Annotated in this window: 24 protein-coding genes, 1 tRNA gene and 1 pseudogene; 17 read left to right on the top strand and 9 right to left on the bottom strand. The window is 63.4% G+C overall.

Translation table 11 applies throughout. The annotated features are described in order from the left end of the window. Window positions 1-68: 68 nt before the first annotated feature. Together BN2694_RS04145 and BN2694_RS17585 are read left to right on the top strand one after the other, a co-directional pair. Window positions 69-365: a ribbon-helix-helix domain-containing protein gene (locus BN2694_RS04145; RefSeq protein ID WP_135662878.1), complete on the top strand. Its 297-nt coding sequence runs from the start codon at window positions 69-71 to the stop codon at window positions 363-365. 19 nt (window positions 366-384) lie between these two features. Continuing rightward, window positions 385-639, top strand: a pseudogene (locus BN2694_RS17585) (type II toxin-antitoxin system RelE family toxin); the annotation flags it as partial. Here BN2694_RS17585 and BN2694_RS04155 read toward each other — a convergent pair. From BN2694_RS04155 to BN2694_RS04165, 3 genes are all read right to left on the bottom strand, one after another. Continuing rightward, window positions 636-1,727 carry an aminopeptidase gene (locus BN2694_RS04155; RefSeq protein ID WP_135662880.1) on the bottom strand — a complete coding sequence of 364 codons (1,092 nt, stop codon included), beginning with the start codon at window positions 1,725-1,727 and terminating at the stop codon, window positions 636-638. The pseudogene BN2694_RS17585 and the gene BN2694_RS04155 overlap by 4 nt on opposite strands. Before the next feature lie 74 nt (window positions 1,728-1,801). Next, a complete protein-coding gene (locus BN2694_RS04160) occupies window positions 1,802-2,188 on the bottom strand; it encodes a Zn-ribbon domain-containing OB-fold protein (RefSeq protein ID WP_135662882.1) in 387 nt (128 codons plus the stop codon). After that, window positions 2,185-3,348 carry a thiolase domain-containing protein gene (locus BN2694_RS04165; RefSeq protein WP_135662884.1) on the bottom strand — a complete coding sequence of 388 codons (1,164 nt, stop codon included), beginning with the start codon at window positions 3,346-3,348 and terminating at the stop codon, window positions 2,185-2,187. The genes BN2694_RS04160 and BN2694_RS04165 overlap by 4 nt, the downstream gene beginning before the upstream one ends. A 303-nt stretch (window positions 3,349-3,651) precedes the next feature. On the opposite strand from BN2694_RS04165, the gene BN2694_RS04170 reads away from it, so the two are divergent. Next, window positions 3,652-4,230, top strand: a complete 579-nt coding sequence (locus BN2694_RS04170) for a 2Fe-2S iron-sulfur cluster-binding protein (protein ID WP_135662886.1) — start codon at window positions 3,652-3,654, stop codon at window positions 4,228-4,230. A gap of 89 nt (window positions 4,231-4,319) precedes the next feature. Further along, a tRNA-Arg gene (locus BN2694_RS04175) sits at window positions 4,320-4,392 on the top strand. A 166-nt stretch (window positions 4,393-4,558) separates the two neighbouring features. Here BN2694_RS04175 and BN2694_RS04180 read toward each other — a convergent pair. Both BN2694_RS04180 and BN2694_RS04185 read right to left on the bottom strand, forming a co-directional pair. After that, entirely contained in the window at window positions 4,559-5,287 is a 729-nt protein-coding gene (locus BN2694_RS04180) for a DUF1028 domain-containing protein (RefSeq protein WP_135662888.1), read from the bottom strand. An 81-nt stretch (window positions 5,288-5,368) separates the two neighbouring features. After that, a complete protein-coding gene (locus tag BN2694_RS04185) occupies window positions 5,369-6,616 on the bottom strand; it encodes a hypothetical protein (RefSeq protein ID WP_135662890.1) in 1,248 nt (415 codons plus the stop codon). A gap of 152 nt (window positions 6,617-6,768) precedes the next feature. Between BN2694_RS04185 and BN2694_RS04190 the strand changes: the two genes are divergently transcribed. From BN2694_RS04190 to BN2694_RS04210, 5 genes are all read left to right on the top strand, one after another. After that, window positions 6,769-6,978, top strand: a complete 210-nt coding sequence (locus BN2694_RS04190; protein WP_135662892.1) for a hypothetical protein — start codon at window positions 6,769-6,771, stop codon at window positions 6,976-6,978. 69 nt (window positions 6,979-7,047) lie between these two features. After that, window positions 7,048-7,314: a hypothetical protein gene (locus tag BN2694_RS04195; RefSeq protein ID WP_135662894.1), complete on the top strand. Its 267-nt coding sequence runs from the start codon at window positions 7,048-7,050 to the stop codon at window positions 7,312-7,314. Between the two features lie 56 nt (window positions 7,315-7,370). Continuing rightward, window positions 7,371-8,195 carry an inositol monophosphatase family protein gene (locus BN2694_RS04200; protein WP_135662896.1) on the top strand — a complete coding sequence of 275 codons (825 nt, stop codon included), beginning with the start codon at window positions 7,371-7,373 and terminating at the stop codon, window positions 8,193-8,195. 60 nt (window positions 8,196-8,255) lie between these two features. Beyond that, window positions 8,256-9,257, top strand: a complete 1,002-nt coding sequence (locus BN2694_RS04205) for a DUF5784 family protein (protein ID WP_135662898.1) — start codon at window positions 8,256-8,258, stop codon at window positions 9,255-9,257. 71 nt (window positions 9,258-9,328) lie between these two features. Continuing rightward, a complete protein-coding gene (locus BN2694_RS04210) occupies window positions 9,329-9,955 on the top strand; it encodes a uracil-DNA glycosylase family protein (protein WP_167879959.1) in 627 nt (208 codons plus the stop codon). Window positions 9,956-10,022: 67 nt separating this feature from the next. On the opposite strand, the gene BN2694_RS04215 is transcribed toward BN2694_RS04210, so the two are convergent. Continuing rightward, the gene (locus tag BN2694_RS04215) at window positions 10,023-11,405 is read right to left on the bottom strand and encodes a sodium-dependent transporter (RefSeq protein WP_135662900.1); all 1,383 of its coding nucleotides are present in this window, start codon (window positions 11,403-11,405) and stop codon (window positions 10,023-10,025) included. A 262-nt stretch (window positions 11,406-11,667) separates the two neighbouring features. After that, window positions 11,668-12,381, bottom strand: coding sequence for an SDR family oxidoreductase (locus BN2694_RS04220; RefSeq protein ID WP_135662903.1), 714 nt, complete (start codon window positions 12,379-12,381; stop codon window positions 11,668-11,670). Between the two features lie 99 nt (window positions 12,382-12,480). Here BN2694_RS04220 and BN2694_RS04225 point away from each other — a divergent pair, with 99 nt between their 5' ends. The 4 genes from BN2694_RS04225 to BN2694_RS04240 are packed head-to-tail and all read left to right on the top strand — an operon-like array spanning window position 12,481 to window position 17,561. After that, a complete protein-coding gene (locus BN2694_RS04225; RefSeq protein ID WP_135662905.1) occupies window positions 12,481-13,395 on the top strand; it encodes an ABC transporter ATP-binding protein in 915 nt (304 codons plus the stop codon). A 2-nt stretch (window positions 13,396-13,397) separates the two neighbouring features. Further along, window positions 13,398-15,233, top strand: a complete 1,836-nt coding sequence (locus BN2694_RS04230) for a PrsW family glutamic-type intramembrane protease (protein ID WP_135662907.1) — start codon at window positions 13,398-13,400, stop codon at window positions 15,231-15,233. Window positions 15,234-15,279: 46 nt separating this feature from the next. Next, window positions 15,280-16,329, top strand: coding sequence for an ABC transporter permease (locus BN2694_RS04235; protein ID WP_244605418.1), 1,050 nt, complete (start codon window positions 15,280-15,282; stop codon window positions 16,327-16,329). Between the two features lie 56 nt (window positions 16,330-16,385). Further along, complete coding sequence (locus BN2694_RS04240; protein WP_167879960.1) at window positions 16,386-17,561, top strand: radical SAM protein; 1,176 nt, start codon at window positions 16,386-16,388, stop codon at window positions 17,559-17,561. Window positions 17,562-17,608: 47 nt separating this feature from the next. Here BN2694_RS04240 and BN2694_RS04245 read toward each other — a convergent pair whose 3' ends face one another. Beyond that, window positions 17,609-17,821 carry a hypothetical protein gene (locus tag BN2694_RS04245; protein WP_135662909.1) on the bottom strand — a complete coding sequence of 71 codons (213 nt, stop codon included), beginning with the start codon at window positions 17,819-17,821 and terminating at the stop codon, window positions 17,609-17,611. A gap of 118 nt (window positions 17,822-17,939) precedes the next feature. Here BN2694_RS04245 and BN2694_RS04250 point away from each other — a divergent pair, with 118 nt between their 5' ends. The 4 genes from BN2694_RS04250 to BN2694_RS04260 all read left to right on the top strand — a co-directional run bounded on the left by BN2694_RS04250 (window position 17,940) and on the right by BN2694_RS04260 (window position 22,377). Then, window positions 17,940-19,283 (top strand): FAD-dependent oxidoreductase, encoded by a 1,344-nt coding sequence (locus BN2694_RS04250; protein WP_135662911.1) that lies wholly within the window; start codon window positions 17,940-17,942, stop codon window positions 19,281-19,283. Window positions 19,284-19,342: 59 nt separating this feature from the next. Then, window positions 19,343-20,320, top strand: coding sequence for an aldo/keto reductase (locus BN2694_RS04255; protein ID WP_135662913.1), 978 nt, complete (start codon window positions 19,343-19,345; stop codon window positions 20,318-20,320). 78 nt (window positions 20,321-20,398) lie between these two features. Next, the gene (locus tag BN2694_RS16970) at window positions 20,399-20,560 is read left to right on the top strand and encodes a hypothetical protein (RefSeq protein WP_167879961.1); all 162 of its coding nucleotides are present in this window, start codon (window positions 20,399-20,401) and stop codon (window positions 20,558-20,560) included. 74 nt (window positions 20,561-20,634) lie between these two features. After that, window positions 20,635-22,377 carry a hypothetical protein gene (locus BN2694_RS04260; RefSeq protein WP_135662915.1) on the top strand — a complete coding sequence of 581 codons (1,743 nt, stop codon included), beginning with the start codon at window positions 20,635-20,637 and terminating at the stop codon, window positions 22,375-22,377. A gap of 49 nt (window positions 22,378-22,426) precedes the next feature. On the opposite strand, the gene BN2694_RS04265 is transcribed toward BN2694_RS04260, so the two are convergent. Further along, the gene (locus BN2694_RS04265) at window positions 22,427-22,984 is read right to left on the bottom strand and encodes an NAD(P)/FAD-dependent oxidoreductase (RefSeq protein WP_135662917.1); all 558 of its coding nucleotides are present in this window, start codon (window positions 22,982-22,984) and stop codon (window positions 22,427-22,429) included. Window positions 22,985-23,449 lie beyond the last annotated feature (465 nt).

Raw genomic sequence — 23,449 nt, forward strand, 5'->3', positions numbered from 1 at the left:
GTTGCTTTCAGCACCAACTGTCGGCGTGTGCAGAAGACTTGCCATATACCAGCGTAAAGCATATGTATATGTCTAAAGCAAGCTCCGATGCCGGCGACGACGAACCGGAGACGGTACAGATCAACCTTCGACTTAGTGAGGCGTTCCTTGCGGACATCGACGCGACCTGGAAGGAGGAAGGGTTCAACTCCCGGAGCGAGTTCCTCCGGTACGCCACTCGTGACGCGGTGAAACATCCGGCGTTCTCCCGGGAGGGATGGAAACAGATTGCGGCGAGCGAACACGACCTACGATCAGGAGAGGCGGAACTCGTCTCGCGAGACGAGGTGCGTGCGATGATGGGGCAGGGAGACGATACCGAGTGACGGTGGCTGGAACTGAGCGTTTACACCGCAAGCTGCCGATCAGTTCGACAACCTCGACTCACACGTTCAGGATCGAATCGTCTCGAAACTCGATGAGGTCGTCGATTCGACGTGGCGTGATCCCGACGACTTCCTCGAACCGCTGACAGGGGGTCCATTCAGCAAACTTCGCGTCGGACAGTACCGCCTCGCCTGCGTGCTCGACTGCGAGCAATCCGTTCGCGAAGTCCACCGGATCGAATATCGCAGCGGCGCGTACACTGCCGACGATTAAACCCCGTCTTCCCACCGGAAGACGCCGTCTCGTTGAATGACTTCCCCGTCGACCGACAGTGTCGTGTCCTCGCTCATGTCCGCGATCAGATCGACGTGGATCGCGCTCTCGTTGCCGGCTTCCCCGTCCGGCAGGCAGGCATCGTAGGCCCGTCCCAGCGCCAGGTGAACGGTCTCGGCCATCTTCTCGTCGAAGAGGATGTTGTCGGTGTAGCGGTCGATCCCGCGATTCATCCCGACCCCGAGTTCACCGAGTCGACGAGCACCATCATCGGTCGACAGCAACGCTTCGACCGTCTCCTCGCCTGCGGCCGCTTCGTGCTCGACGACCTCGCCGTCCTCGAAGACGAGATGAACGTCTCGCAGCGTCGTGCCCCGGACCGTCATGGGGACATCGAACGTAACCTCACCCTCGACGCCAGCGGGAGCGGTAAAGACCTCGCCGCTCGGTAAGTTGTGCGAGTCATAGTCAACCGACGCGGCGCTGTTGACCGCCGTCCGGTTCTCGATCGAGAGCGTGAGATCCGTCCCTGGCGCGTCGATGTGAACCTCGCTTCCGTCGTCGAGAATTGTCTTCAGGCGATCCATCTCCGTAGCCAGCGATTCCCAGTCCCGGAGCGTGGCGTCGTAGACGAAGTCGCGGTACTCCTCGAAAGCCATCCCGGCCTGCTGGGCAAGCGCACGGGTCGGGTGAAGGGTCTTGACCCAGTCGGTCGCCAGCCTGGCTTCGCGGACTCCCTCCCTGGCCCGGGCGAACGTCTGCTGGCGGTCGTCGGGGACGTCAGCCGTTCCGGCCGTGTTTCGGGTTCCCTTCAGAACGAGAACTGCGTCCGCGTTGTCGTAGAGTGCGCGCTCGAACTCGGGATCGTCAGCGAAGTCGCTGTCGTGGGCACGGAGATACGCGCGTTGGATCTCGGCGGAGTGGTAGACGCTGACCAGGTTTGCGCCGCGTTCCCCGAGCGCCTCGGCGACAGCCACGGCCAGTTCGTGTGCACCCTCGTCGACCGACAGCACGACATCGTCCCCCGACTCGACTCGCGCACTCCAGTCGACCAGAACCTCGGCGTGCTCCCTGATGCGATCGTCCATGCGACCAGGACGGACGGCGCGAAGAAAACCGCGGCGAAGTATGCACGCGAACGAAAAGGGAACCGTGACCTGCGTCAGGCGAGGTCGAAGGCGATGTATCGCTCGCCGTTGGTCTCGCTGACGTCAGTCCCGATCGAGACGCTCTCGCCGACCTCGACGTCCTCGCTATCGGCCCGGACCTGTCCGGTTAAGCGCACGTCACCGAACTCGGCGATCCCCAGCACGAAGGGGACGTCGTCCTCGAAGGCTGGCGTCGGGACGTGCGTGACGTTGTACGTCAGCAGTTCGCCGGTCTCCGGGAGCGATGCCTCATCGAGATCCTCGCTGGCACACTCGGGACAGAGTCGACGCGGTGGTAGCGAGGCGTGCCCGTTCGCACACTCGACGTAGTAGGGTTCGCCCTCCGCTAGGGCGTCCATGAAGTCGTCGTACCCGTCGTCTCGAACCTCGTCGTCGCTCATTGTTCCACCTCCAGAACGTGAACGACAGCAGAGGCAACCGTTCCGCCCGCATTGTGCGTCAGTCCAACTTCGGCGTCCGAAACGGCGTCACTGTTGACGTGATCACCACGGAACAGCTTCGTCATCTCGCTGATCTGGGCGAGTCCCGTCGCACCGACCGGGTGTCCCTTGGCCTTCAGGCCGCCCGAGAGGTTGACCGGCAATTCGCCGTCGGCGGTCGTCTCGCCCTCGCGGGCGGCAGTGATCGCCTCGCCGCGCTCGTAGAGACCGAGACCCTCAAGCGCGAGGACTTCGGCGATCGTAAAGCAGTCGTGGACTTCGAGGAAGTCGACATCTTCGGCCGTGATCCCGGCGTCGGCGTAGGCCTCCTCGGCGGCGTCGGCCGTTGCAGGCGTCCAGGTCAGCGACTCGCGATGCTGTAACGCGAGGTCGTCGGTCCCCTGACCAGTGCCGACGATCGAGACCGGCACGTCCAGTTCGTGCTCGGCGGCGTACTCCTCACTGACGAGGATTGCCGCGGCCGCACCGTCAGTGATCGGGCTGGCGTCGAACAGACCGAGCGGATCGGCGACCGGGAAAGCGTCCAGTACCTTTTCGATGCTGATCTCCGACTGATACTGCGCCAGCGGGTTGTTCGCGGCGTTGGCGTGGTTTTTGACCGCGACGTGAGCGAGATCCTCGCGGTCGCCACCGTGAGTAGCGAAGTACCGCTGTGCCATCAGGGCGTACGCGCCGGGGAACGTGATCCCCTGCTTGATCTCCCAGAGGTCGTCGGCAGCGACCGAGAGGCCGCCGGTTGCCCCGGTTGTCCCCATGTTGTGCATCCGCTCGACACCGCCGACAAGGACGACATCGGCCGACCCCGCGCGGATGGCGTGGATTCCTTGTCGGACGGCCATGCCGCCGGATGCACAGGCACTCTCAACGCGCGTCGCGGGCACATCGAGCCCCAGCATCTTGGCCATCAGCGGGCCCATGTGACCCTGGCGCTCGGAGAGTTCGCCCATGAAGTTGCCGAGATAGAGGGCGTCTATCTCCTCGCGATCGATTCCTGCGTCCTCGATGGCGGTCTCGCCAGCCTCCGAAAAGAGGTCCCGACCCGTCCGGTCGGGCATTTCGCCGAACTTCGTCATCCCTACCCCTGCGATCGGTGTGGACATGTATGATCCTCCGTCTGGTGTCTCGGCCTACTCTGGGATATATTTTGAGTCCGACATTCGTCGAAATCCTGTCCCCGACAGAGCGACCGAGGGCCGTTTCGACAGCGATCTCGCCGCTGCCAGGGCGCGCCCAGTGGACTGCCACCGCCGAAACTGTAGAAACGAACTAATCAGTAGCCTTTCGTCATACGTCGAACCCAACGTAGACGATCGTACGATAACGCTCGACGGACGCACCGTCTACCGGGACGAATTGGGACAAACAACAGCTAATTAAACCTATGTTCCGTACGCGCCGACAACATGGTTCAAACACTTGGCGTCGTTCTCGGCGCCGGGTTCACGATCGTGGCCGTCCTCTTGCACTACGTCAGTGGGACGGGTTGGGAACCCACCGAAGACATCTCCGCGGAGTTGCTCGAACGCCGTGCGACAGCGGTCCCAGAGACGGATTTCCCGGAGCCGATGAACCGATCGATCGGCGGTGGCGGGGCCGCCCTACCGGCCGAGGGAAGCGAAGGCGAACTCGCTGAAGGCGAGGAGAACGAGGAAACAGCGGGCTTCGATCCCGAGGCGATCCCTGAAGACGAAGTCGAGCACTACGAGATCGAGTACGCCAAGGAGGGTGAGACAATCGAGGTAGCCAGCAACGAAACGATCCTCGAGGCTGGCGAGGACGAAGACTGGGACCTGCCGTATTCCTGCCGGCAGGGGCAGTGTCTCTCCTGTGGCGGCCACGTCGAAGACGGGGACGCAAACGAGTTCCTCCGTCACTCCAACAACGACACCCTGAGCGACGAAGAGTTGGAGAAGGGATACTGCCTGACCTGTACGGCCTACCCGACGAGCGACTTCACGATCGAGACCAGCGAAACGCCCTGATCCGGCTTCGTTCACGATCGAGAGCGTGAACGCTTTGACCCGCCAGAGTTCACAACCGTTTTATCCGTCCCTGGAAAACGATCACGTGAGGGCGCGTAGCTCAGTGGACAGAGTTCTTGGTTCCGGACCAAGATGTCAGGGGTTCAAATCCCCTCGCGCCCGCTTCTGCGACGAACGGACGTGAGGAGCGAAGCGGCGCGGGGATTTGAAGTAGAGAACACGCAGCGCCGAGAGAAACGAGGCGACCGTGGTCGCGTGGTTCAAATCCCCTCGCGCCCGCTGTTCTGTGCGAACGACAGTGAGCACTGTGTGCGTCGACAGGTATCGATCACTCGCCAGTGGTGCTGTCGTCCTCGTACACCTCCTCGTAGCGTTCCAGCGCCATTTCGAAACTCCGCTCGGCTTGCTCGAAGGTCGCCTGGAGATCCACAATCGGCGCCTCAGTCGCATCCACACGGAGATCGTTGTAGTAGGGATCCATCGCGGGATCCTCGGTCGACCGGACGAGCAGCGCTGCACTGTGTACAGGCAGCTCCTCGCGTTTGTCGCCGCCTTCACTGTGCCCGGCCGCCAGCGCGTCGATCAACCGTTCGGCCAGCGGTCGGTCGACGTCGTCGGCGGGGTCGAGCGACGGCGCACTGTCCTCGTAGGTCTGGGCCGTGGCCTCGATCACCGACTCCCCGGTGAGCAGGTTCCCGGCGACGGTGTAGTTCTCCCCGACGATGTCCCCGTACCAGGGCTTGCAGTCCTCGCCGGAGAAGGCGAACTCCCCGTCCGCGTCGACGCCGTGTAGTTGTCGCTGGGAGCGCTCCTCGTCGGCGTTCAGGAGTGCCTCCAGGGCGTCCTCGACGGCGAGCCCGTCGTCGAGATAGGCGATCCCTTTCCGTCCGAGTTCGACGTTGACGACGCTCTGGGTAGCGACGGCGCCGTTCTCGCTGGCGAACGGGCACAGCGTGCCGACGCCGGCAAGTCGGGTCGTCACCGCCACGCCGAAGCGCGTCTGCTCGTCGCCGTGTTCGTCCAGGTAGCGTTCACGGACGCAGATGCTGAACGTCATGCCCGACGGCAGGCCCGCCGGCCACGTCAGTGTTCGGGGAGCGTGCCGACTCCAGTCGGGAATTGGGGTTGCATTCGCGCGTCACCGATAGGCAGGGAGTGGCTGTCGCAGTCGCCACTCGTCGGTCCGGGGATCGAGCCGGGAGGGTTCGGCCCCGCGTTCGGTCAGCACGCCGGCGTGGTAGAGCATCGCCTTGAGCTGGAACACCGTCGGGGCGTGGTAGGCGGTGCCGTCCTCGAGCGCGTCCGTCCTGAGATCTCCGTCGGCGGTGAGGACGCGACTTCGAACGTCATCGTCGCCGCGAACGAACAGCTCAACGGTAAACGTCGGGTGCTGTGCGTGGAGCCACTCGACGAGTTCGACCAGCGAGGGCGAGGAGATCCCGTCGTCGTGCATCGTCTGGAGTTCCTCGACGAGCAGTTGCGTGGCAGGATAGTCGAACACGACCCGGCGGGTGAGTGCGCCCCACTTCGGGGCGACGTCGACGAACCGTCTCCGGGAACCCTGCCAGCCCTCGAAGGTGGTGATCGCGGCATCGAGCGTCCGGTACTCCCGGAGCGCGAACCGGACGACTTCCGAGCCGAGGGGCGTCAGACGGTGGGACGTCCCGCGTTCCTCGATCAGGCCCAGAAAGACCGCGCCACGGAGCGCGTCGTCGACGGCACCGACGACGTGGGACTCGATCAGTCCTCGCGTGTCCCCTTCATGAGTTACGGCCAGCGGGACGGCGAGGTAGTTCTTCGGGTGGTTGAGGCCAAAGCTCTTCTCGGCGACTCCCCGTGCGCTGGCCTGGAAGCGAATGGCCGTTGCCTCTGGGGCCGTGCGGTTCCCGACGACGCGAGGGCGCTCGAGAGTGGTGATTTCACCACCATCGTCGACGCCGAGAACGCCGACGTTGAGTTCACTCGCCAGCGTCCGGGCCGATTGTCCGATCGCGTCGGCGGGCGCAGTCACGAACGCAACGTTGGCCTCGTGTAGCCGGTCGTAGGCCTGAATCACGCCTCGCTCGACGTCGACGCCACCGTCGGCGATCTGGCCCTTCGCCTCGATGGCCACCAGCGGCGCTCGCTCGCCCAGGCGGTCGACAGCCAGGACGTCTTCACCGAGGTGACTCACGCCGACCAGATCGGGATATCCCGATCCCACGGCGACGTGGTTGAACGGCGCGAGCGTCGACTTGACCGCCGGATCGATCGGCCGGTCGTCCAGCCAGCGGTCCTGAGCGAACTGCGTGTCGGCGACGACGTAGGTGTCCTCGTCCTCAGCCGGGAAGAGCCCGTCCTTCGTTCGCGCGAGAACCTGGGGCTCGGTCAGCGCCGCACTTGCCATACTGGCACGTGAACGTCGACCGACAATGAGTGTTGTCACGGACGGGGCGGGCCGTCACAGATCGATCAGCCTGACCGATCCGTCGGGCGATCGCTGTCTCGAAGCATATAGGGAGCCGTGTCGTCGAAATTCCCGACTAGCACGCCCATTCAATGGACTTCACTCGATCGAGCCTCACGCTGTTCGTCGGTAACGTCGTCCGGACGATGATCCGCTTTCTGGGTATCGCCGTCTTCGCCCGGTTGCTCGGCGCGCTCGTTCTCGGCGCGGCCCTCTACAGTCTTGCTGTCCTGGGACACGGCGATTTAGGCCGGAAACTCCTTGGCGAGTTCCGATCGCTGGCTCGTTCCGTAAACAGGTGACCGTCCCCCAAGAACAGGCCACGTACCCGGACCATAAGACCGATAGGGAGACCCCGTAAACCGCAGGCTATGGCGACAGACCGCCCGACAGATGGTCCCCCTCCAACCTCGGAGATCGCAGCGGCGGCCGTCCCGTACGCGATCCCGGTCGGCATCGGTATCCCGCTGGTAGTCTCCGGTGTGTCGGTGATCCGCACGGTCGTCTCGAACCCGGGCGATGGACTGACGCCACTCCTCGGTGGGGTCGTCTTCGCGACGCTTGGAGTGATGGCCGCGTTCTTCGGTGTCTTCGGCGCCCTCGCCACAGTGCTGATGGCGATCGAGGGCCGAGAGTGACGAGCCGAGGACGGTCGAACCGCCAGTGCTAACCCCGCCCGGAGGAACACGCGGGTATGGACTTCGACGCGGAACTCGCCGTGGCCCGGCGTGCGGCGAGAGCGGCAGGTGAACTGATCGACAGTGAGGCCGGCACGGAGTTCCGTGCCGCAACGGCGACCGACGAGAAGAGCGCCGTCAACGATATCGTTACGGCGGTCGACCGGGAGTGTCAAGAGCGGATCGTGACGGCGATCTCCGAACAGTTCCCCGACGACCGGATCGTCGGCGAGGAGACGGGGACGGCCGACCGGCAGGACGCCGGCCGGGAGTGGATCGTCGATCCGATCGACGGAACGGCCAACTTCGCCACCGGCTTCCCGTACTTCTGTGTCTCGATCGCGTTCCGGGTCGACGGGAAAAGTCACGTCGGAGTCGTCCACTCGCCCGAGGCTGCCCTGGGTCGCACCTGGTACGCCGTGGCAGGCGAGGGGGCGTACTGTGCCACGGACGACGGCGAGGGGGAGCCGATCGGGGTGAGCGAGTACGGCGACCTCGCCGGCGCGCTGGTCCACTGCCGCGTGAGCGAACGCGACGGGGCCCGGCGAGCCCGGGATCTCGCGGTCGCGACGACGCTGCTCGAGCGGGGCGTGAAACTGCGTCGAACCGCGAGCACAGCCCTGAACCTCTGTCAGGTCGCCAGCGGTACCGCCGACGGGTACGTCGTGCTCTCGAGCAACGAGTGGGACTACGCGGCCGGCGAGTTGCTCGTCACGGAGGCCGGCGGGACGGTGCGACGGCGGTCGGCCCCAGCGATGGACGACGAAGTCGTCGCCACGAACGGACACCTGCAGGGGACACTGGAGCGACTGGTCGATACCGCGACCGGGCGGAGAACGTGATCGACGGCCCGGACTCGCCGACGCGAAACACGTAACACCCAGCCGTCCGTTCCTGTCGGTGTGGCGAAACCACTCCGGTTCCGGCGCTCGACGGAACGCTGGACCGCCGGTCGCGTTCGTTCGGACCTCCACGCCGCACTCGACGCGAACCTCGGTGCGTCGATGTCCAGTCCGTGGTATCGCCAGCCGGAGGGGTACGACGCTCGGCGCTTCGAGATGGACAACGGGGACGTCGCGCTGTTCGCCTGGAACGACGACGGCGGATTCTGGATCGGGAACACAGAGACACCGCGGGCGCTCTGGGGGACCGAGAAGTACACGTTCAGGGAGGTGCCGACGCCGGTCGCCCAGTGGGCCGAGCAGGAACTGCTTGCCCAGTTGCACGAGGAGGCACCCTGGCTGGCCAAGTACCCTGCCATCTCGCGGTTCTTTCTCCCGGTGTTGCTCTCGAAGGACGGGAGACACACTTCCAGGGAGTTCTTCCGAGAGTATGCGGCCGGGTTCCCGGACGCGTCCAGGGAAGCGGGCCTGTCCTTCTACGAGGAGTTTCTGGCGACTGAACCGTTCGAGGAACGCCACGTCATGGCGGCGAAACTGGGGACGGCCGAACATCTCGATCTGACGCGGATGAGTGCGACGATGAGTGAGTTTACCGTGGCGAAGCTACTGGTCGACGCCGGGTACGAGGTAACCCCCGAGATCGAGGTCACGACGGGCCACGCTATCGACTTCCGGGCCGACCGGGACGGGACCGGCAACCTAGTGGAGGTAACCCGGCCGATGGCACCCAGAGACCGGAGTGCGGGGTCGGCCGTTCGGTCGATCCGCGAAACCGTCGAGACCAAGACGACCGGGCAACTCGAAGCTCACGGCGGTGGCGTGACACTGTTCGTCGACTGTTCCTCGTTCGACGACGGCGAGTGGGGGCGACTGCTCTCCGAGCGCCCCTCGGTCGGCCACCGACCGGCGGTGGTTTTCAGAGTGCAGCCAGGCAATTCGACACAGGCATACACGAACGGCACAGTCCCAGTCGATCTGCCGGGATACGTGGACGTGCGGTGAGCGCTGGAGGACGGAACGCGTCGCCGATCAGAACCGAGACGTTCTTGCAGTCGAGCGGCCGAGCCAATACTGTGACCTACGTCGCAGATGTCGAATCCAACCCGTTCGGGTACCGACCGGATTGTGAACGGTTCGTGCCAGGCTTCGGCGACGTCGAGGCTGACTTCCACGTGATCGGGAACCATCCAGGCGTCCACGGCGGCACCACGTCGGGAACCCCGTTCACAGAGACACCGAGTGCCGAGGTACTCCAGGGAGCACTGCTCCGGGGAGACCTACTCCGGAAGGCGGGGACCCCGCCGACGGTCGCCTCGACGTACCTCTCGTATCTGCACCTCTGTGTCCCGGACAGTGCGCCGACAGAAGCCGATTACACCCGCTATGAGTCCTTCGCTGAGGCGGAGGTGCGGGCGATTGCAGCGCATGTGCTGTTGCCTGTGGGCGAGCGAGCGACCCGGTGGGTATTCGAGAACATGACCACCAGGTCGACGACGGATATTGACATGGAGAAACTGCACGCGACGGAGGTGATCGGCAGCGGGTGGCTGGTAATGCCGATCGCCGATCCGGACACGTGGAGCGAGGATGAAAGCCGGAAGCTCAGTGACGCGCTGACGGAACTGCAAGAACAGGATTATCGCCGCGAGGCGGATCTCGGACGCCTCGTCGGTGGCGACGAACCCTATTACGTGCGGTAGTGCCTCGAAAAACCGGTTGACACGTAACTTTTCGGCGGCGAAAGCGGGGAACGAACAGGGACACCGATTAGAGGGAGTTGAGGAAGTCAGCGAAGGGGCCGGTCAAGAATTCCATATATTCGAGAACGCCGAGGACAAGCGAGACGATCAAGACAATCAAGACTGGCACCCGCACAATCCACAACCAGACCTGTCCGTTGGATCCGAGTCTACCGACACCTTTGCTGAGTTCCTCGAGGGCTTCATCGGCGTGGATCCACGTGACGAGAACGAGCAACAGAATACCACCGCTGAGGAGCAGGATTTTCGCTGCCAGGATGTCATAGAGGTCGACCATGACGGTGTCGTAGGTGACCGGAGCCCCGAGGAAGAAGATCGCACCACCCACGACAGCCGTCGCAGTCATTCGAGTGACACCGAGTTCGTCGATGGCGTAGGAGACGACGACCTCGATCAGGCTGATCGCCGAGGAGAGCGCGGCGATCGCGACCGTCCCGAAGAACAGAACACCGACGACCGCTCCGAATGGAATACTACCGAGCGCCTCGGCAACGCTGACGAAGATTGCGCCCGCGCCGGGAGAACCCGGATCAACGTCGGCCGAGAACAGGATTGGGAACACGATTAGCCCCGTCAGAATCGAGATCCCGGTGTTGAACACGACGATGCTTCCCCCGTCGACCGCCAGGTTCTCGTCCTCCGAGAGGTACGACGCGTAGGTAATCATCACGCCCATCCCGAGTGAGAGTGTGAAAAAGCCCTGTCCCGCCGCGGCGGGAACGATACTTTGCCAGTTAGCCAGTAGGTACCCCAGATCCGGGGTGAGGTAGTAGCTGTAGGCTTCGGCCGCACCAGAGAGTGTAAACGTGTATATCGCGAGTACGGCGAAAATCGCGATGATCCCTGGGACCATGACTTTCACACCCAGTTCGATGCCGCGTTGGACGCCCAGTGCGACGATGGCGATCACGACCAGCATGAACAGCGCGTGGAAGAGTAGCGCGTCCCATCCGACCGCGATCTTACCGAAGTACTGGGCGGCCTGTGGCGTTCCGTCGGCCGCGGGGGGGCCGACGTACCCGCCAGTGACACTCCCGACAATGTACCGCATTACCCACCCGCCGACAACGCTGTAGTACGACAGGATCACGAAGCCGATGAACACGAACAGTCCCCCGAGGTACTTCCAGGCACCCCCGGCGAACTCCCGGATCGCTCCGACCGTGTTCAGCCCCGTCTTGCGCCCGACGACGAACTCGACGAGCATCGCCGGAAACCCGATCAGCAACACGAACGCCAGGTACATCACGAGGAACGCTGCGCCACCCTCCTGACCCACCTGGAAGGGGAACCGCCAGATGTTACCTAGTCCGACGGCACTGCCGACCGCCGCGAGGATGAATCCGATTCGTGTCGACCACGATTCACGAACGCCTTCACCAGTGCTCATGCGATGATATCGTTTCACACCCCTCGCAATTAAAACATCGATATTTACCGGGATGTGTCAACCGTTATCCGGTAAGTTCTCCTATGATTCGAGGCCTGAAAGTGTATATCCGTGAAGGACCCATCATCTCGTTTGACATACGTATTATCTATCGTAGTATGTCGAATTTCTTTTAATATTTGTTGTCAGTCTCGAAATAGACACAGGACCTCCCCTCGCCTTCGAAGTTCGCGCAATATTCGTCGTCGATCTCGAAATCAGCTCAGGACTCGCCGCCGATCGGGATCGACCCGCCGGTGATCGGCCCAGCGGCGTCAGTACAGAGAAACCGGATAACGTCGGCGATGTCGGCGGGAGCGGCCCACTCCGCGAAGTCAGCATCGGGCATCATCTCGCGGTTGGCCGGCGTATCGATCACGTCCGGATGGATCGCGTTCGCCCGGACGACACCCGCGTTTTCGGCGGCGATGGATTCGGTGAGCAATCGCACGGCAGCTTTGCTAGCCCGGTAGGGACCGTCGCCCGCACCACCGGAAAGCGACGACTGGGAGGCGACGGCCACGATCGAGCCTTCCGACTCCTGGAGGTGCGGGAGGGAGTACTTCGCGGCGAGGAACGCCGTGTACACGTTCACGTCGAACAGGAGAGAGACCGTACTCGGATCGGTTTCCTCGATAGGATCGCCGCCCCGCCAGGTTCCCGCAATCGACGCTACGGCATCGAGACGGCCGTCGGCCTCGATCACGTCGGCGACGGTCATCCGAACAGCTTCCGGGTCGGTGAAGTCAGCCACGTGGGTCTCGATCCCGTCCGAGCCTGGATCGAGGCGGTACGCGTCGTCGCTGGGCGCGATCACGTCGGCGGCGTGGACAGTCGCCCCGGCCGCGTGAAACGCCTCGACTGTCTCGCTACCGAGTGCGCCGCCGGCCCCGGTGACGAGCACCGTTTGCCCCTCGAAATCGAAACTGACAGACATTATCACTCAAACAAGGGCCGGGATCAAAAAAGTATGCCGCCGGGAGCAGATCGCCCGAGAGCCAAAGTATACGTTCCTTGCCCCGTTAGCTCGGCCAGCATGATCGAGGTCCGGGATCTGCGCAAAGAGTACGGCGACTTCGCGGCCGTCGAGGGCAGTACTTTCTCGGTGGACCAGGGCGAAGTGTTCGGGATCATTGGCCCCAATGGGGCCGGGAAGACGACCACCCTGAAGATGCTTGCTGGGCTGGTCGAACCGACATCTGGCGACGTACAGATCGCCGGCCTCGAAACCGACGACACGGCGATGCGTCGTCGGCTCGGGTTCCTTCCCGAGGAGTCACCTCTCTACGAGGAGATGACGCCGATTTCGTATCTTTCCTTCTTTGCAGACCTCTATGACGTCCCGGAAAACCAAGCGACCAGGCGAATGCACGACACGCTCGATCGACTCGACCTCGAACACCGCGAGCGGCCCCTGGGCGACATGTCGAAGGGGATGAAACGGAAAGTGGCTATCGCGCGGTCGTTGATCAACGATCCGGACGTGTTGATCTACGACGAACCGGCCAGCGGGCTGGACCCGCTGACGACGAACTTCATCATCGACTTTACGACCGAACTCGCCGCGGAGGGCAAGACGATCGTCTTCAGCGCCCACAACCTCTATCACGTCGAGTCGATCTGCGATCGCGTTGCCATCATGAACGAAGGGACGATCGTGGCGAAAGGTCCTCTCGACGCGCTGCAAGACGAACACGGCGAGACGACCTATCACGTCTACACGACTGTCGAGGTGCCCGACAGCGTCCGGGAGAACGGCCGGTTCAAACGCAGCGTCACCTCGATGGCCGCCGTCGAAGAGACCCGGACAGTCGCCGCCGAGAAGGGGGGAGAGGTCGTCGACATCCGCACGGAGGAGTCGAGTCTCGAGGAGGTGTTCCTCAACGTGGCCGAACCGGGCAGCGGTGAGGAGCAGACGGTCGATGCAGAGAGTGCCAGTTCGGGGGCCTAAACGTGCGGGCGAGGAAGGTCCTCCGCATCGCCCGCTGGGAGGTCACCAAGAATGCGGGCGGGATCGACCGCCGGACGGTCGCCATCGCAGCCGCGGCAATCGTGCTGGTCGGGGCGCTTGCACCACTCATCGCCAGCCAGGGGATCGCACTAGATCAAGGCATCTATCGGGTAGGCGTCGACGAAGCCAGCCCATATCACGACGTCGTGACCAACGAGTCGACGTTCGCCGTCCGCCCGCCGGACCCGGACGGCGTCGAGGACGGACGGCTCGACCTACAGATCGACGGTGAACGTATCGTCGAGACGGCAGACTCATCGAAGGGTCGAGCCGCACGATCAGAGCTGCGGAGTGCGACCCAGCGCTACAACGACGAGGTCATGGGTCGACAAGACAACCGGACAGCGGCCTTCCCCGTCTCAGTGTCGCTGCGCTACGTCGACCGGTCGGTGTCGACTGGCCCAACGGGCGGAGCTGACGGGACTGGTAGTGGTAGTGAGGACGGCACGGACGGAGACACGGGGAGTTCGGGATCCGGTAGGAGTAGCGGCGAGACGGGTTCCAGTGACAGCGGCAGTTCGGTCTCCGAAGGCGAGGGGGGCGGATCGCTGGGTGGCCTCGGCGGGCTGTTTGGTGGCCTCGGCGGCGGTGGAACGACCGGGTCGCCGTCGGACATCTCGCCGCCGTTCCCCTTCGGGTCGCTCGTGTTGGCGTTCGTGTTCGTCCTGCCGCTGAACTTCGTCATCCAGGCCTACGGGAGCACGATCCTCAGCGAGCGTATCAACCGACGGGGGGAACTGATGCTCGTCTCGCCGGTCTCGCGGGGGGACATCATCGCCGGAAAGACGCTGCCGTACTTCCTCGGTGCGATGGCCTTCGAGGTGCTGATCACGCTGGGATTGCTGGCGGTCGGGCCGTCGGCGGCGACAGGCTGGATCTCGCTGCTGGCGGTGATACCGCTGGTCCTGCTGTTCCTGGGGGCGACGTTCACCGGGGCGATGTTCGCCCGGTCGTTCAAGGAACTGACCTTCGTGACGGTGACGATCACGGTCGCGCTGACGAGTTACGCCTTCGTACCGGCGATTTTCACCGACGTGACACCGATCGCGCTCATCTCGCCGCTGACGCTGGTCGTCCGTGACCTCCAGGGTCAGGCAATCAGTCTCGTCGAGTTTACCTTCTCGACGTTGCCGCCGTTCCTGACGGCCGTCGTCACCTTCGGACTGGGTGCCGGACTCTACCGCGAGGAAGACATGTTCACCCAGCGGCCGATCCCGCTGAAGATACTCGATTCGCTCTCCGGGCGGATCAAACGTCGGACGAGCGCGGCGAAGCTCTCGATCATCCTGCTGCCCTTTGTGCTGGTCACGGAACTGGTTGCGGTCGCGATGCTGTTTGCCGTCCCGCAGTCGTTCTCGATCCCGGCGATCCTGATCGCAGTCGCTGTCATCGAGGAACTCGCAAAGAGTCTCCACCTTTATGCCGGGTTCGTCCACAAAAAGTACGCCCGGACGGTTCGGAACGCGATCATCGTCGGATCGCTGTCGGGACTCGGATTCTTCATCGCGGAGAAACTCGGTCTCATCGTCCAACTGCTCGGGACCGACCTCCCGGAAGTTCAACAGGCGGCCTTCGCCACGAGTGGGGCGCCCGGTGAGGTGTCGCCGTTGCTCGCCATCGCGCTATTGCTGGCACCGCTCGCGTTACACGCCGTGACGGCGAGTGCCTCGGCGCTCGGCGCGGTCTATAGCCGTCGAGGATACGTCGTCGGATTGACAGCGGCAATCGTGATTCATCTCGCGTACAACCTAACGGTGGTGACCGTCCTTGTCGGGTGATCGTTCCATCGACGAGCAGCGTGGACAGTCCGGCACCGACGGCTGGCTGACCGACGTTCGATTGCGGATCGCCCGCCGGGACGTCGCCTCCCTGTCCCGGGAGAAGACGATCGTCCTCGCACTGTTGATCCAGTTGTTCATCGCGGCGTTCTCGTCGTTCCTCGTCGTCGGGCTGACCTCGCTGTACGATCCCGGCTCGGTCGAAGCCGGGGGCCTCGAAGTCGGTGTGTCGGGCGACGCCGCCGCGGAACTCCAAGAGGCAGCGGCCGAGGTCGATGGCGTGCGACCGGTCCAGTTCGGAAGTTACGCCGACGCGCAGGCCGGCTTCCAGCGTGGCCGGGTGGATGCACTGCTCGACGGAAACACGGTCAACGGGACGATACAGGTGACGGCGTCGATCCCGGAAGGCAGTATCCGCTCGACGCTGGCGGTGGTTCAGATCCGCTCCGTCCTGGAGAGCCTGGAGCGAACCGAGCGGAGCGAGCGAGCCGAGTGGCTGACGCGCCAGCCGGTCGACCTGCCGCCCGAAGAAAATGCCAGTCCGTACTTCGCGTTCACCTACACGGTGCTCGTCCCGCTGCTGTTGTTCCTGCCGCCCTTTATCAGCGGGTCCATCGCGGTCGACGCCATCACCGAAGAGATCGAACGTGGGACGCTGGAACTCCTGCGCGTCGCGCCCGTCTCGCTCACGGACATCGTCGACGGGAAGGCCCTCGGGATGGCGGTGCTAGCGCCGTTGCAGGCGATCCTCTGGATCGTGCTGCTCACGCTCAACGGGATCACGATCCGGAACGTCCTCCCCCTGATCGCTCTCGTCTCGGCGGCGGCAGTGCTGGTCGTCGTGATCGGCGTCGTGTTGGGGCTGGTGACGGCAAAGCGCCGCGAGGCCCAGTTGCTGTACTCGATCGTAGTGCTTGGCGGGTTCGCCGCGATGGCGTTGCTGCCCGAACATCCCGCGACCGTGGCGGCGAAACTCGCCGTCGGAAGTGCGACGACGGTGACGACCGCGACGGTCGTCGGTCTGGTCGTCGCGGCGGTCGCCCTCTACGCGGCGATGCGACGCTACGCCGGGACCATCGACCCCGAGCGATACTGAGTCCCGGGAATCGACCGTGGACTTTAGGCCGTCGGGCACCCACCTCCAGCGGACTGATGTCAGGGGATCACCCGTACGGCGAGCGATCGCAAGCAGGCTCGAACGGTCACCCAGAGTCCTCAATCGAAGGCCATCCCGGTGGTCAGCCCGGCTCGTCGGACAGCGGCCATCCGGGTGGCCATCCCGGAACCCGGAACTACGACGAGCGGCCACTGATCGTCACCTGGGAGGTGACCCAGGCCTGTGAACTCGAGTGTGACCACTGCCGGGCTGAGGCTCAGCCCGACCGCGATCCGGCCGAACTCTCGACGGCGGAGGGACAGGCGTTCATCGACTCGATCGCGGACTTCGGCCACCCCCAGCCCATCCTGGTGTTTTCCGGCGGCGACCCGCTAGAGCGGCCGGATCTCTTGGAGTTGCTCGATCACGCCGACGATCGGGACGTGACGACGGCCGTCACGCCGGCACCGACGGAAAATCTGACCGGGGACGTAATCGGACAATTGGCCGACACCGGCGTCGAGCGGATCGCGCTCTCGCTGGACGGCGCGACACCCCAGACCCACGACGAGTTCCGTGGCGAGGAGGGATCGTTCACCCGCGTCGAGCAGGCCGCCCGGCAGGCCCGCGAGGCGGGCATGGAGATCCAGATCAACACGACCGTCACCGCGAACACCGTCGAGGACCTGCCCGAGATCGCCGACATGGTCGAGGAATTCGACGCCGCGATGTGGGAGGTGTTTTTCCTCGTGCCGATCGGCCGCGGCGAGGAGCTGGCCCAACTCGATCCCGAACGAACAGTCGAGGTGATGGAGTGGCTCTACCGCCGCGGCCGTGAGGCTTCCTATCGAGTGATTACCGTCGAATCGCCACATTATCGACGTGTCGCGGACGAACTCGAACGGCGGGAGTCCGGCGAGGGCGTTCGCGTCGGCTCGACGCGGGCCGGCAAAGGCTTCGTGTTCGTCAGCTACGAGGGAGAGGTCTATCCGTCGGGCTTTCTCCCCGAAAGCGCCGGGAACGTCACCGAACGGAGTCTGGTGGACATCTACCGGAACGCCGATCTCTTCGAGCGACTCCGCGATACGGACCAGTTCGTCGGCTCCTGCGGGACGTGTGAGTATCTGGACATCTGTGGCGGGTCACGTTCGCGGGCACATGCGGTGACGGGAAATCCGCTTGCGAGCGATCCGCTGTGTCCGTGGGTCGAACAGGTTCGAGACGTCGTCTGACTCTCTTTGGTGGGTCACCCGGTCGTTCTCGGCTAGTAACGTCACGATCAGGTGTCCCAGCGGACGTCCTCGATCGTCTGGCGATCGTCACTCGCCACCACGGTTCCGACTGCTTCGCCGTCGGATCGCTCCTCGATGTCGATCCGATTGTAGCCTTCGGTGACCACCTCGCGGACGTCCGCCGCGAGGTCGTCGGCCTCCTCGACACCCAGCCGGTTCTGGCCGCCGATCTCGCGGACGACGATCGGATACTCTGGCATACCGACAACTAGGCAAGTCCCTCAAAAGAGTCTGTCGTGGTCGCGACGAGTAGGGGGTATCAAGGCATCCCGTTCCGCCGGCGCGTCACTCAAGTATCCGACCGACCTCGATCAGGCTATGCAAGGTGAATACGATCTCGTCATCGTCGGGGGCGGCATCAGCGGGGCCTCGTTGCTGTATACGGTCGAGAAGTTCACCGATGTCGAGTCCGTGGCGCTCTTCGAGAAGGAACCCGAGATCGCGGCGATCAACTCCCACCACACGAACAACTCCCAGACGCTGCACTTCGGGGACATCGAGACCAACTACTCCCTGGAGAAGGCCGAGGAGGTAAAAGAGGGTGCGGAGATGGTCGCCGGCTACCTCGAAGACAACGACCCCGACCGCGAGATGCACGCAAAGCGCAGCAAGATGGCGCTGGCGGTCGGCGACGAGGAAGTCGATCGGCTCGAACGCCGCTACGACGAGAAAGGGTTTGGCGACCTCTTCCCGAAACTCGACGCGATCGATCGCGAGGAGATCGCGGAGATCGAGCCGAAGGTCGTCGAAGGTCGGGACCCGAACACCGAGATGCTCGCGCTGCAGACGCCCGACGGCTACACGGTCGATTACGGCGAGCTTGCGATCGACTTCGTCCGGGCGGTCGAAGGCGAGGACGGGGTAGACGTCTTTACGGGGACGGAAGTACAGAGCGTCAACGAAACCGACGACGAATTCCTCATCGAGACTGAACGTGGCTGGTACCAAAGCGACGCGACAGTCGTCGCCGCCGGGTCTCACAGCCTCCAGATCGCCAAAGAAATGGGCTACGGCGAGGACCTGTCCTTGCTGCCGGTCGCCGGCAGTTTCTTCGTCGCCGATGACGGCCTCCTGAACGGCAAGGTCTACACGCTCCAGATGGCGAAACTCCCCTTCGCGGCGGTCCACGGCGACGCCGAAGTCCACGATCAGGGACTAACACGGTTCGGGCCGACGGCGAAGGTCGTGCCCGCCTTAGAGCGCGGTCGACTCTCGACGGTCGCCGACTTCTTCGACGTGTTCGAACTCACCCCGGACTCCGTGTTGAGTTACGCGAACATCCTCGCCGATCGGACGCTGCTGCCGTACGTGCTGGAGAACCTGCTCTATGATCTGCCCGCCGTCGGCAAACGGGCCTTCCTCCCGCACGTCCAGAAAGTCGTCCCGACGATGGAGGCCGACGACATCGGGCGCGCGAAGGGATACGGCGGCGTCCGTCCACAGATCGTCAACACGGAGACGAAGTCCCTGGACATGGGTGAAGCCAAGCTCACCGGGAACGCCGTCATTTTCAACATCACGCCCTCGCCCGGTGCCTCGACGTGTCTGAAAAACGCGATGCGGGACGCCGCACAACTGACCGAGTGGCTCGACGCAGACTTCGACGAGGATGCCTTCCGCGAGGCGACGATCGGGAACTTCCCGCGTGGCTCGGCGGAATAATCAACTACTGGACACCCGCCGGCCGAACCCTTTTCTCCGCGCCAAACCTGGCCGTCGGCATGGAGTATACGACCCTCGGCTCCACAGGCATGGAGGTCAGCCGGATCTGTCTGGGCTGTATGAGCTTCGGATCGAGTGACTGGCGTGAGTGGGTCCTCGAGGAAGACGAATCCCGTGAGATCATCGAGCGCGCGATCGACCTGGGGATCAACTTCTTTGATACAGCCAACATGTATTCGCTGGGCGAGTCCGAGCGCGTCCTCGGGAACGTCCTGGCTGACTACGACCGCGACGAGCAGGTCGTCGCCACGAAAGGGTTCTTCCAGATGGACGACGAGAATCCGAACTCGGGTGGCCTCTCCCGGAAGGCCATCGAGCAGGAGTTGCAGAACAGCCTCGACCGGCTGGGTATGGAGACGGTCGATCTCTACCAGACCCACCGCTGGGATTACGACACGCCGATCGCAGAGACGCTCGCTGCGCTGGACGACGCCGTCCGTCGTGGACAGACGCGATACGTCGGCACGTCCTCGATGTGGGCCTACCAGTTCGCCGACGCCTTAGCGACCAGCGATCGCGAGAATCTCGAACGTTTCCAGACGATGCAGAACCACTACAATCTGCTGTATCGCGAGGAAGAACGCGAGATGCTCCCGCTCTGTGAGCGAGAAGGGGTGGGCGTCATCCCATGGAGTCCGCTCGCGCGTGGCTATCTCACCCGACCGCACGAGGATTTCGACACCACGACGCGTGGACAGACCGACGACTACGCCCGCGAACACCCCTACTTCGAGGGCGGTGGCCGGGAGATAAACGAGCGCGTCGCGCAGCTGGCAGCCGATCACGGCGTGACGATGGCCCAGATCGCGCTGGCGTGGTTGCTCGAACAGGATGCCGTCGATGCACCCATTGTCGGCACGACGAGTGTCGAGCATCTTGAGGACGCCGTCGAAGCGTTGGAGATTGACCTTAGCGAGTCAGATCAAGCGTATCTGGAGGAACCGTACGAGCCGGTTGCGGTCTCCGGACACGAGTGACACCCCCGAGTGACATAGGGATACACTGTTGGAGACGAGTCACCAACATTTTTGCGGGCGCCGTCTCTCGGCTGAGGCATGGTCCTCCAGTTCGTCTTGCCAGCCATCGTCGTCTTCGCGTTCATTATGATCTCTGCGTACGCTGGCGCGCTCCGCGCGCTGGAAGTGTACTTCGACCCCGACCTCGATAGCATCTTTCTCTCGGACGACGCCGAACCACCCAAGTTTCGACGAGACTGATTGTGATGGCTATCGGTCGGATGATGCCAGCCTGAACCCACAGTATTTAATCGAACCGGCCGTCCAACCGATATATGACAGGCATCGACAGTCTCGGTGGCGACGGGTCGGGCTCCATCCCGTCGTCGGGGTCCCGGTTGCCGTACTTCCTGGGAACGCGCATGCTAATCCTTACGATCGTCGTGGGCATCCTGTATCTGGTTCGGCCACTGGTCCACGGTGTGGTCTACGCCGCGTTGTTTTCGCCGTCCGGACTCGTTTTGATCGGCGGAGGCACTGTCACGGCATTGGTACTGTGGTTCTATCCGCCCTGGCGTCTCGATGGGGGCCAGCGCGACTCCAACGGCCCGACGGTGGTGTTCGGCTCTGAAGAAGTCCAAATCAACACCGCCTTTTCGGGGAGCGGGACGGCGATGCGAAAACTCAGCCTACTGGGTGGCGTCCTGGCCGTCCTCTTTGTCCTCTCGATGCTCGTGAGTCTGCCGGCGGGGGCGCTGGAAAAGCGGACGCTGGCCCAGCAGACCATGGCCGACGCGACCGAACTCGAAGAGTTTCCGCAGTCCAATCCTGCCAACCCACGCGTTGTGCCGCGTGCGGTCTCGGACGTAACTACCCGTGGGTCAGTCTCCTATCGAACGCACCGTCTGGGGACGAGCGACATCGCCAGACAGGAGGACGGTTCGCTGGCGTGGTCGTACCCGATCGAACCCGATGGAGCCCGGAACAAGTTGCTGGAGAATCAACGTGGTGTCCTCGTCGCAAACATGACGTCTATGGATCAACAACAGATCGATGTCTACGAACAAGACTTCGAGCACGGAGAGGGCATGTGGCTCCACCGCTCGGCCCGGTGGAACGTCAAGCTCGGCGGGTATCTATCGAAGTACAACGACGAAGCCGTCGAGTTTAGCCACGACGGACAGCCCTACCTCTATTACCCAAAGACGGGCCACGAGTGGCACCTGCTCCCGTTCCCGCACACGACGCCGAAGTGGAACGGAGGTGCCTTGGTCCGTCCCGACGGAACCATTGAGCATCTCTCACCCGAAGCGGCACAAGCGAACGAAATCCTCGACGGCCAGCGGCTCTATCCGATGACGTTGACCCGAACCGAGATGGGATCGCTCGGGTACCGTGAGGGGATCATCAACCAAATGTCGGTGATCGGCACCCACAAGGGAGAGGTCGAGGTCGCGACCCTCCCCAAGAATGCCGATAACGAACAGCCGTTCGTGATCGACCTCGAAGGCGAGCGGATGTCCTACGTCACGGCGATGGAACCGTACGGCGAGGATACGCGTGGGCTGGACGAAGTGTGGTTCGCCGACGCCGATACTGGCGAGTATACCTATTTCGGCACCAATGAAGAGACGCTGACTGGTCCCGAAAAAGCGATGGGGAAGGCCAAATCAAAAGGTCCCCAGACTGGCTGGGGGGACAATTTCGTCGTCACGGAACCGGTCCCAGTAACCGTCGACGGTGACCTCTGGTGGCACATCAAGGTCGTGCCCACCGACTTTACGGACGTGACGCGGAACGTCTTCGTCAATGCTGACTCCGGTACAGCAATCGAACTCAGCGACGACACAGCGATCCGAGAGTTCATTCGCGGTGATATCGACCAGGATCAAATCGATACTGATGAAAACGGCACCAACGTCCAGCCGGCACCGGACGGCGAAGACGTGCTCTACTACGTCCTGATCACGAACGACAACGGGGAAGTCGTCGATCGGATCCCCGTCAAAGCAGGCCAGGATACCCAGATTGTCGCGCCGGACGACGAGCGCGCGACCGACAACGAGACGGCAAACTGACGGGGCAGTCGAGACACTGATCGTTCGAAAAAAAGTCCAGTCGCGTTCCCTACTCGGCGTCGGCGGGCATGTCGAAGTCGTGGAAGTGCTCGCCCTTTTCCTTCGAGAGGATATGCAGCGCGGCTGCCGCGCCGTCACCCGCAGCGATGACGGCCTGCCACTCTTCGGCCCGAACCATCGCACCCGTCGCGTAGACATCCGCGACACTGGTCTCCATGTCGACGTCCACGTCGACGATGCCGTCCTCGGTGGTCGCACAGCCCAACTCTTCGGCCAGCGAGCGATCCGCGCCAGTCGCCAGCACGACGTACTCGGCCGCATACTCGCCGTCTTCGGTTTCGACGGTGAATCCGTCGTCCGTCTCCGTGACGGCCGTTACCTCCTCGCTCTGGTTTCGTTCGACACCGAACTCCTGGACTTGCTCGCGTGAGACATCCATGAACTCGCTGCCGTCCATCGACTCGATCCCGAGATAGTTGAACAGATGGGCCTTGTGCATCCAGGTTTCGTCCGTGTCGAAAACGACCGTCTCCAGATCGTTCTTCGCAGTGAACAGTGCGGCACTCAGGCCGGCGGGACCGCCGCCGACGACAATTACGTCTGCCATGTCCGGACAGTGCATCGCTGACACAATAAGGCTTGTTCGGCTGGGTCAGGCTGGACGAAGGTCCTCTCACTTCGAGAACACGACCGCGCAACGAAGACGATTTGAAAACCCGATCGCCGTTCGCTGTTCATCGCGCGATCCGGGTGCGGTGTTGGCCGCTCCCGGGTTCGTTCGCCAGCCTATTGCCACGGTTGAGAGCACCGTCGGCCGTCCCGACGCAAGCGAGATAGTGACTTCGTGGTCTGCAGTCCGGCAGCACCATTAAACCCCTCGCTATCGGAACGTCCAAGCATGACCGAAGACGATCGGCCGCCCAGTGAACGTGCGTCCGAGACCGATAAAACGGGTGAATACGTAGACCAGGGGTCGACGGAGGTCAGAGCGGAAGTCCTGGCGGAGACCGACAATAACGGAGGAGGCGACGGGCTATCGGACGGCGAGCGGGAGCCAGCGCAGGAACTGGTG

Origin of the sequence: Halorhabdus rudnickae, from assembly GCF_900880625.1 — an archaeon.
Taxonomy (GTDB): domain Archaea; phylum Halobacteriota; class Halobacteria; order Halobacteriales; family Haloarculaceae; genus Halorhabdus; species Halorhabdus rudnickae.

Coding starts and splice junctions, on each gene's coding strand:
- BN2694_RS04145 (WP_135662878.1), top strand. CDS start 69: ATGTCTAAAGCAAGCTCCGATGCCGGCGACGACGAACCGGAGACGGTA.
- BN2694_RS04155 (WP_135662880.1), bottom strand. CDS start 1,727: ATGGACGATCGCATCAGGGAGCACGCCGAGGTTCTGGTCGACTGGAGT.
- BN2694_RS04160 (WP_135662882.1), bottom strand. CDS start 2,188: ATGAGCGACGACGAGGTTCGAGACGACGGGTACGACGACTTCATGGAC.
- BN2694_RS04165 (WP_135662884.1), bottom strand. CDS start 3,348: ATGTCCACACCGATCGCAGGGGTAGGGATGACGAAGTTCGGCGAAATG.
- BN2694_RS04170 (WP_135662886.1), top strand. CDS start 3,652: ATGGTTCAAACACTTGGCGTCGTTCTCGGCGCCGGGTTCACGATCGTG.
- BN2694_RS04180 (WP_135662888.1), bottom strand. CDS start 5,287: ATGACGTTCAGCATCTGCGTCCGTGAACGCTACCTGGACGAACACGGC.
- BN2694_RS04185 (WP_135662890.1), bottom strand. CDS start 6,616: ATGGCAAGTGCGGCGCTGACCGAGCCCCAGGTTCTCGCGCGAACGAAG.
- BN2694_RS04190 (WP_135662892.1), top strand. CDS start 6,769: ATGGACTTCACTCGATCGAGCCTCACGCTGTTCGTCGGTAACGTCGTC.
- BN2694_RS04195 (WP_135662894.1), top strand. CDS start 7,048: ATGGCGACAGACCGCCCGACAGATGGTCCCCCTCCAACCTCGGAGATC.
- BN2694_RS04200 (WP_135662896.1), top strand. CDS start 7,371: ATGGACTTCGACGCGGAACTCGCCGTGGCCCGGCGTGCGGCGAGAGCG.
- BN2694_RS04215 (WP_135662900.1), bottom strand. CDS start 11,405: ATGAGCACTGGTGAAGGCGTTCGTGAATCGTGGTCGACACGAATCGGA.
- BN2694_RS04220 (WP_135662903.1), bottom strand. CDS start 12,381: ATGTCTGTCAGTTTCGATTTCGAGGGGCAAACGGTGCTCGTCACCGGG.
- BN2694_RS04225 (WP_135662905.1), top strand. CDS start 12,481: ATGATCGAGGTCCGGGATCTGCGCAAAGAGTACGGCGACTTCGCGGCC.
- BN2694_RS04240 (WP_167879960.1), top strand. CDS start 16,386: ATGTCAGGGGATCACCCGTACGGCGAGCGATCGCAAGCAGGCTCGAAC.
- BN2694_RS04245 (WP_135662909.1), bottom strand. CDS start 17,821: ATGCCAGAGTATCCGATCGTCGTCCGCGAGATCGGCGGCCAGAACCGG.
- BN2694_RS04250 (WP_135662911.1), top strand. CDS start 17,940: ATGCAAGGTGAATACGATCTCGTCATCGTCGGGGGCGGCATCAGCGGG.
- BN2694_RS04255 (WP_135662913.1), top strand. CDS start 19,343: ATGGAGTATACGACCCTCGGCTCCACAGGCATGGAGGTCAGCCGGATC.
- BN2694_RS16970 (WP_167879961.1), top strand. CDS start 20,399: ATGGTCCTCCAGTTCGTCTTGCCAGCCATCGTCGTCTTCGCGTTCATT.
- BN2694_RS04260 (WP_135662915.1), top strand. CDS start 20,635: ATGACAGGCATCGACAGTCTCGGTGGCGACGGGTCGGGCTCCATCCCG.
- BN2694_RS04265 (WP_135662917.1), bottom strand. CDS start 22,984: ATGGCAGACGTAATTGTCGTCGGCGGCGGTCCCGCCGGCCTGAGTGCC.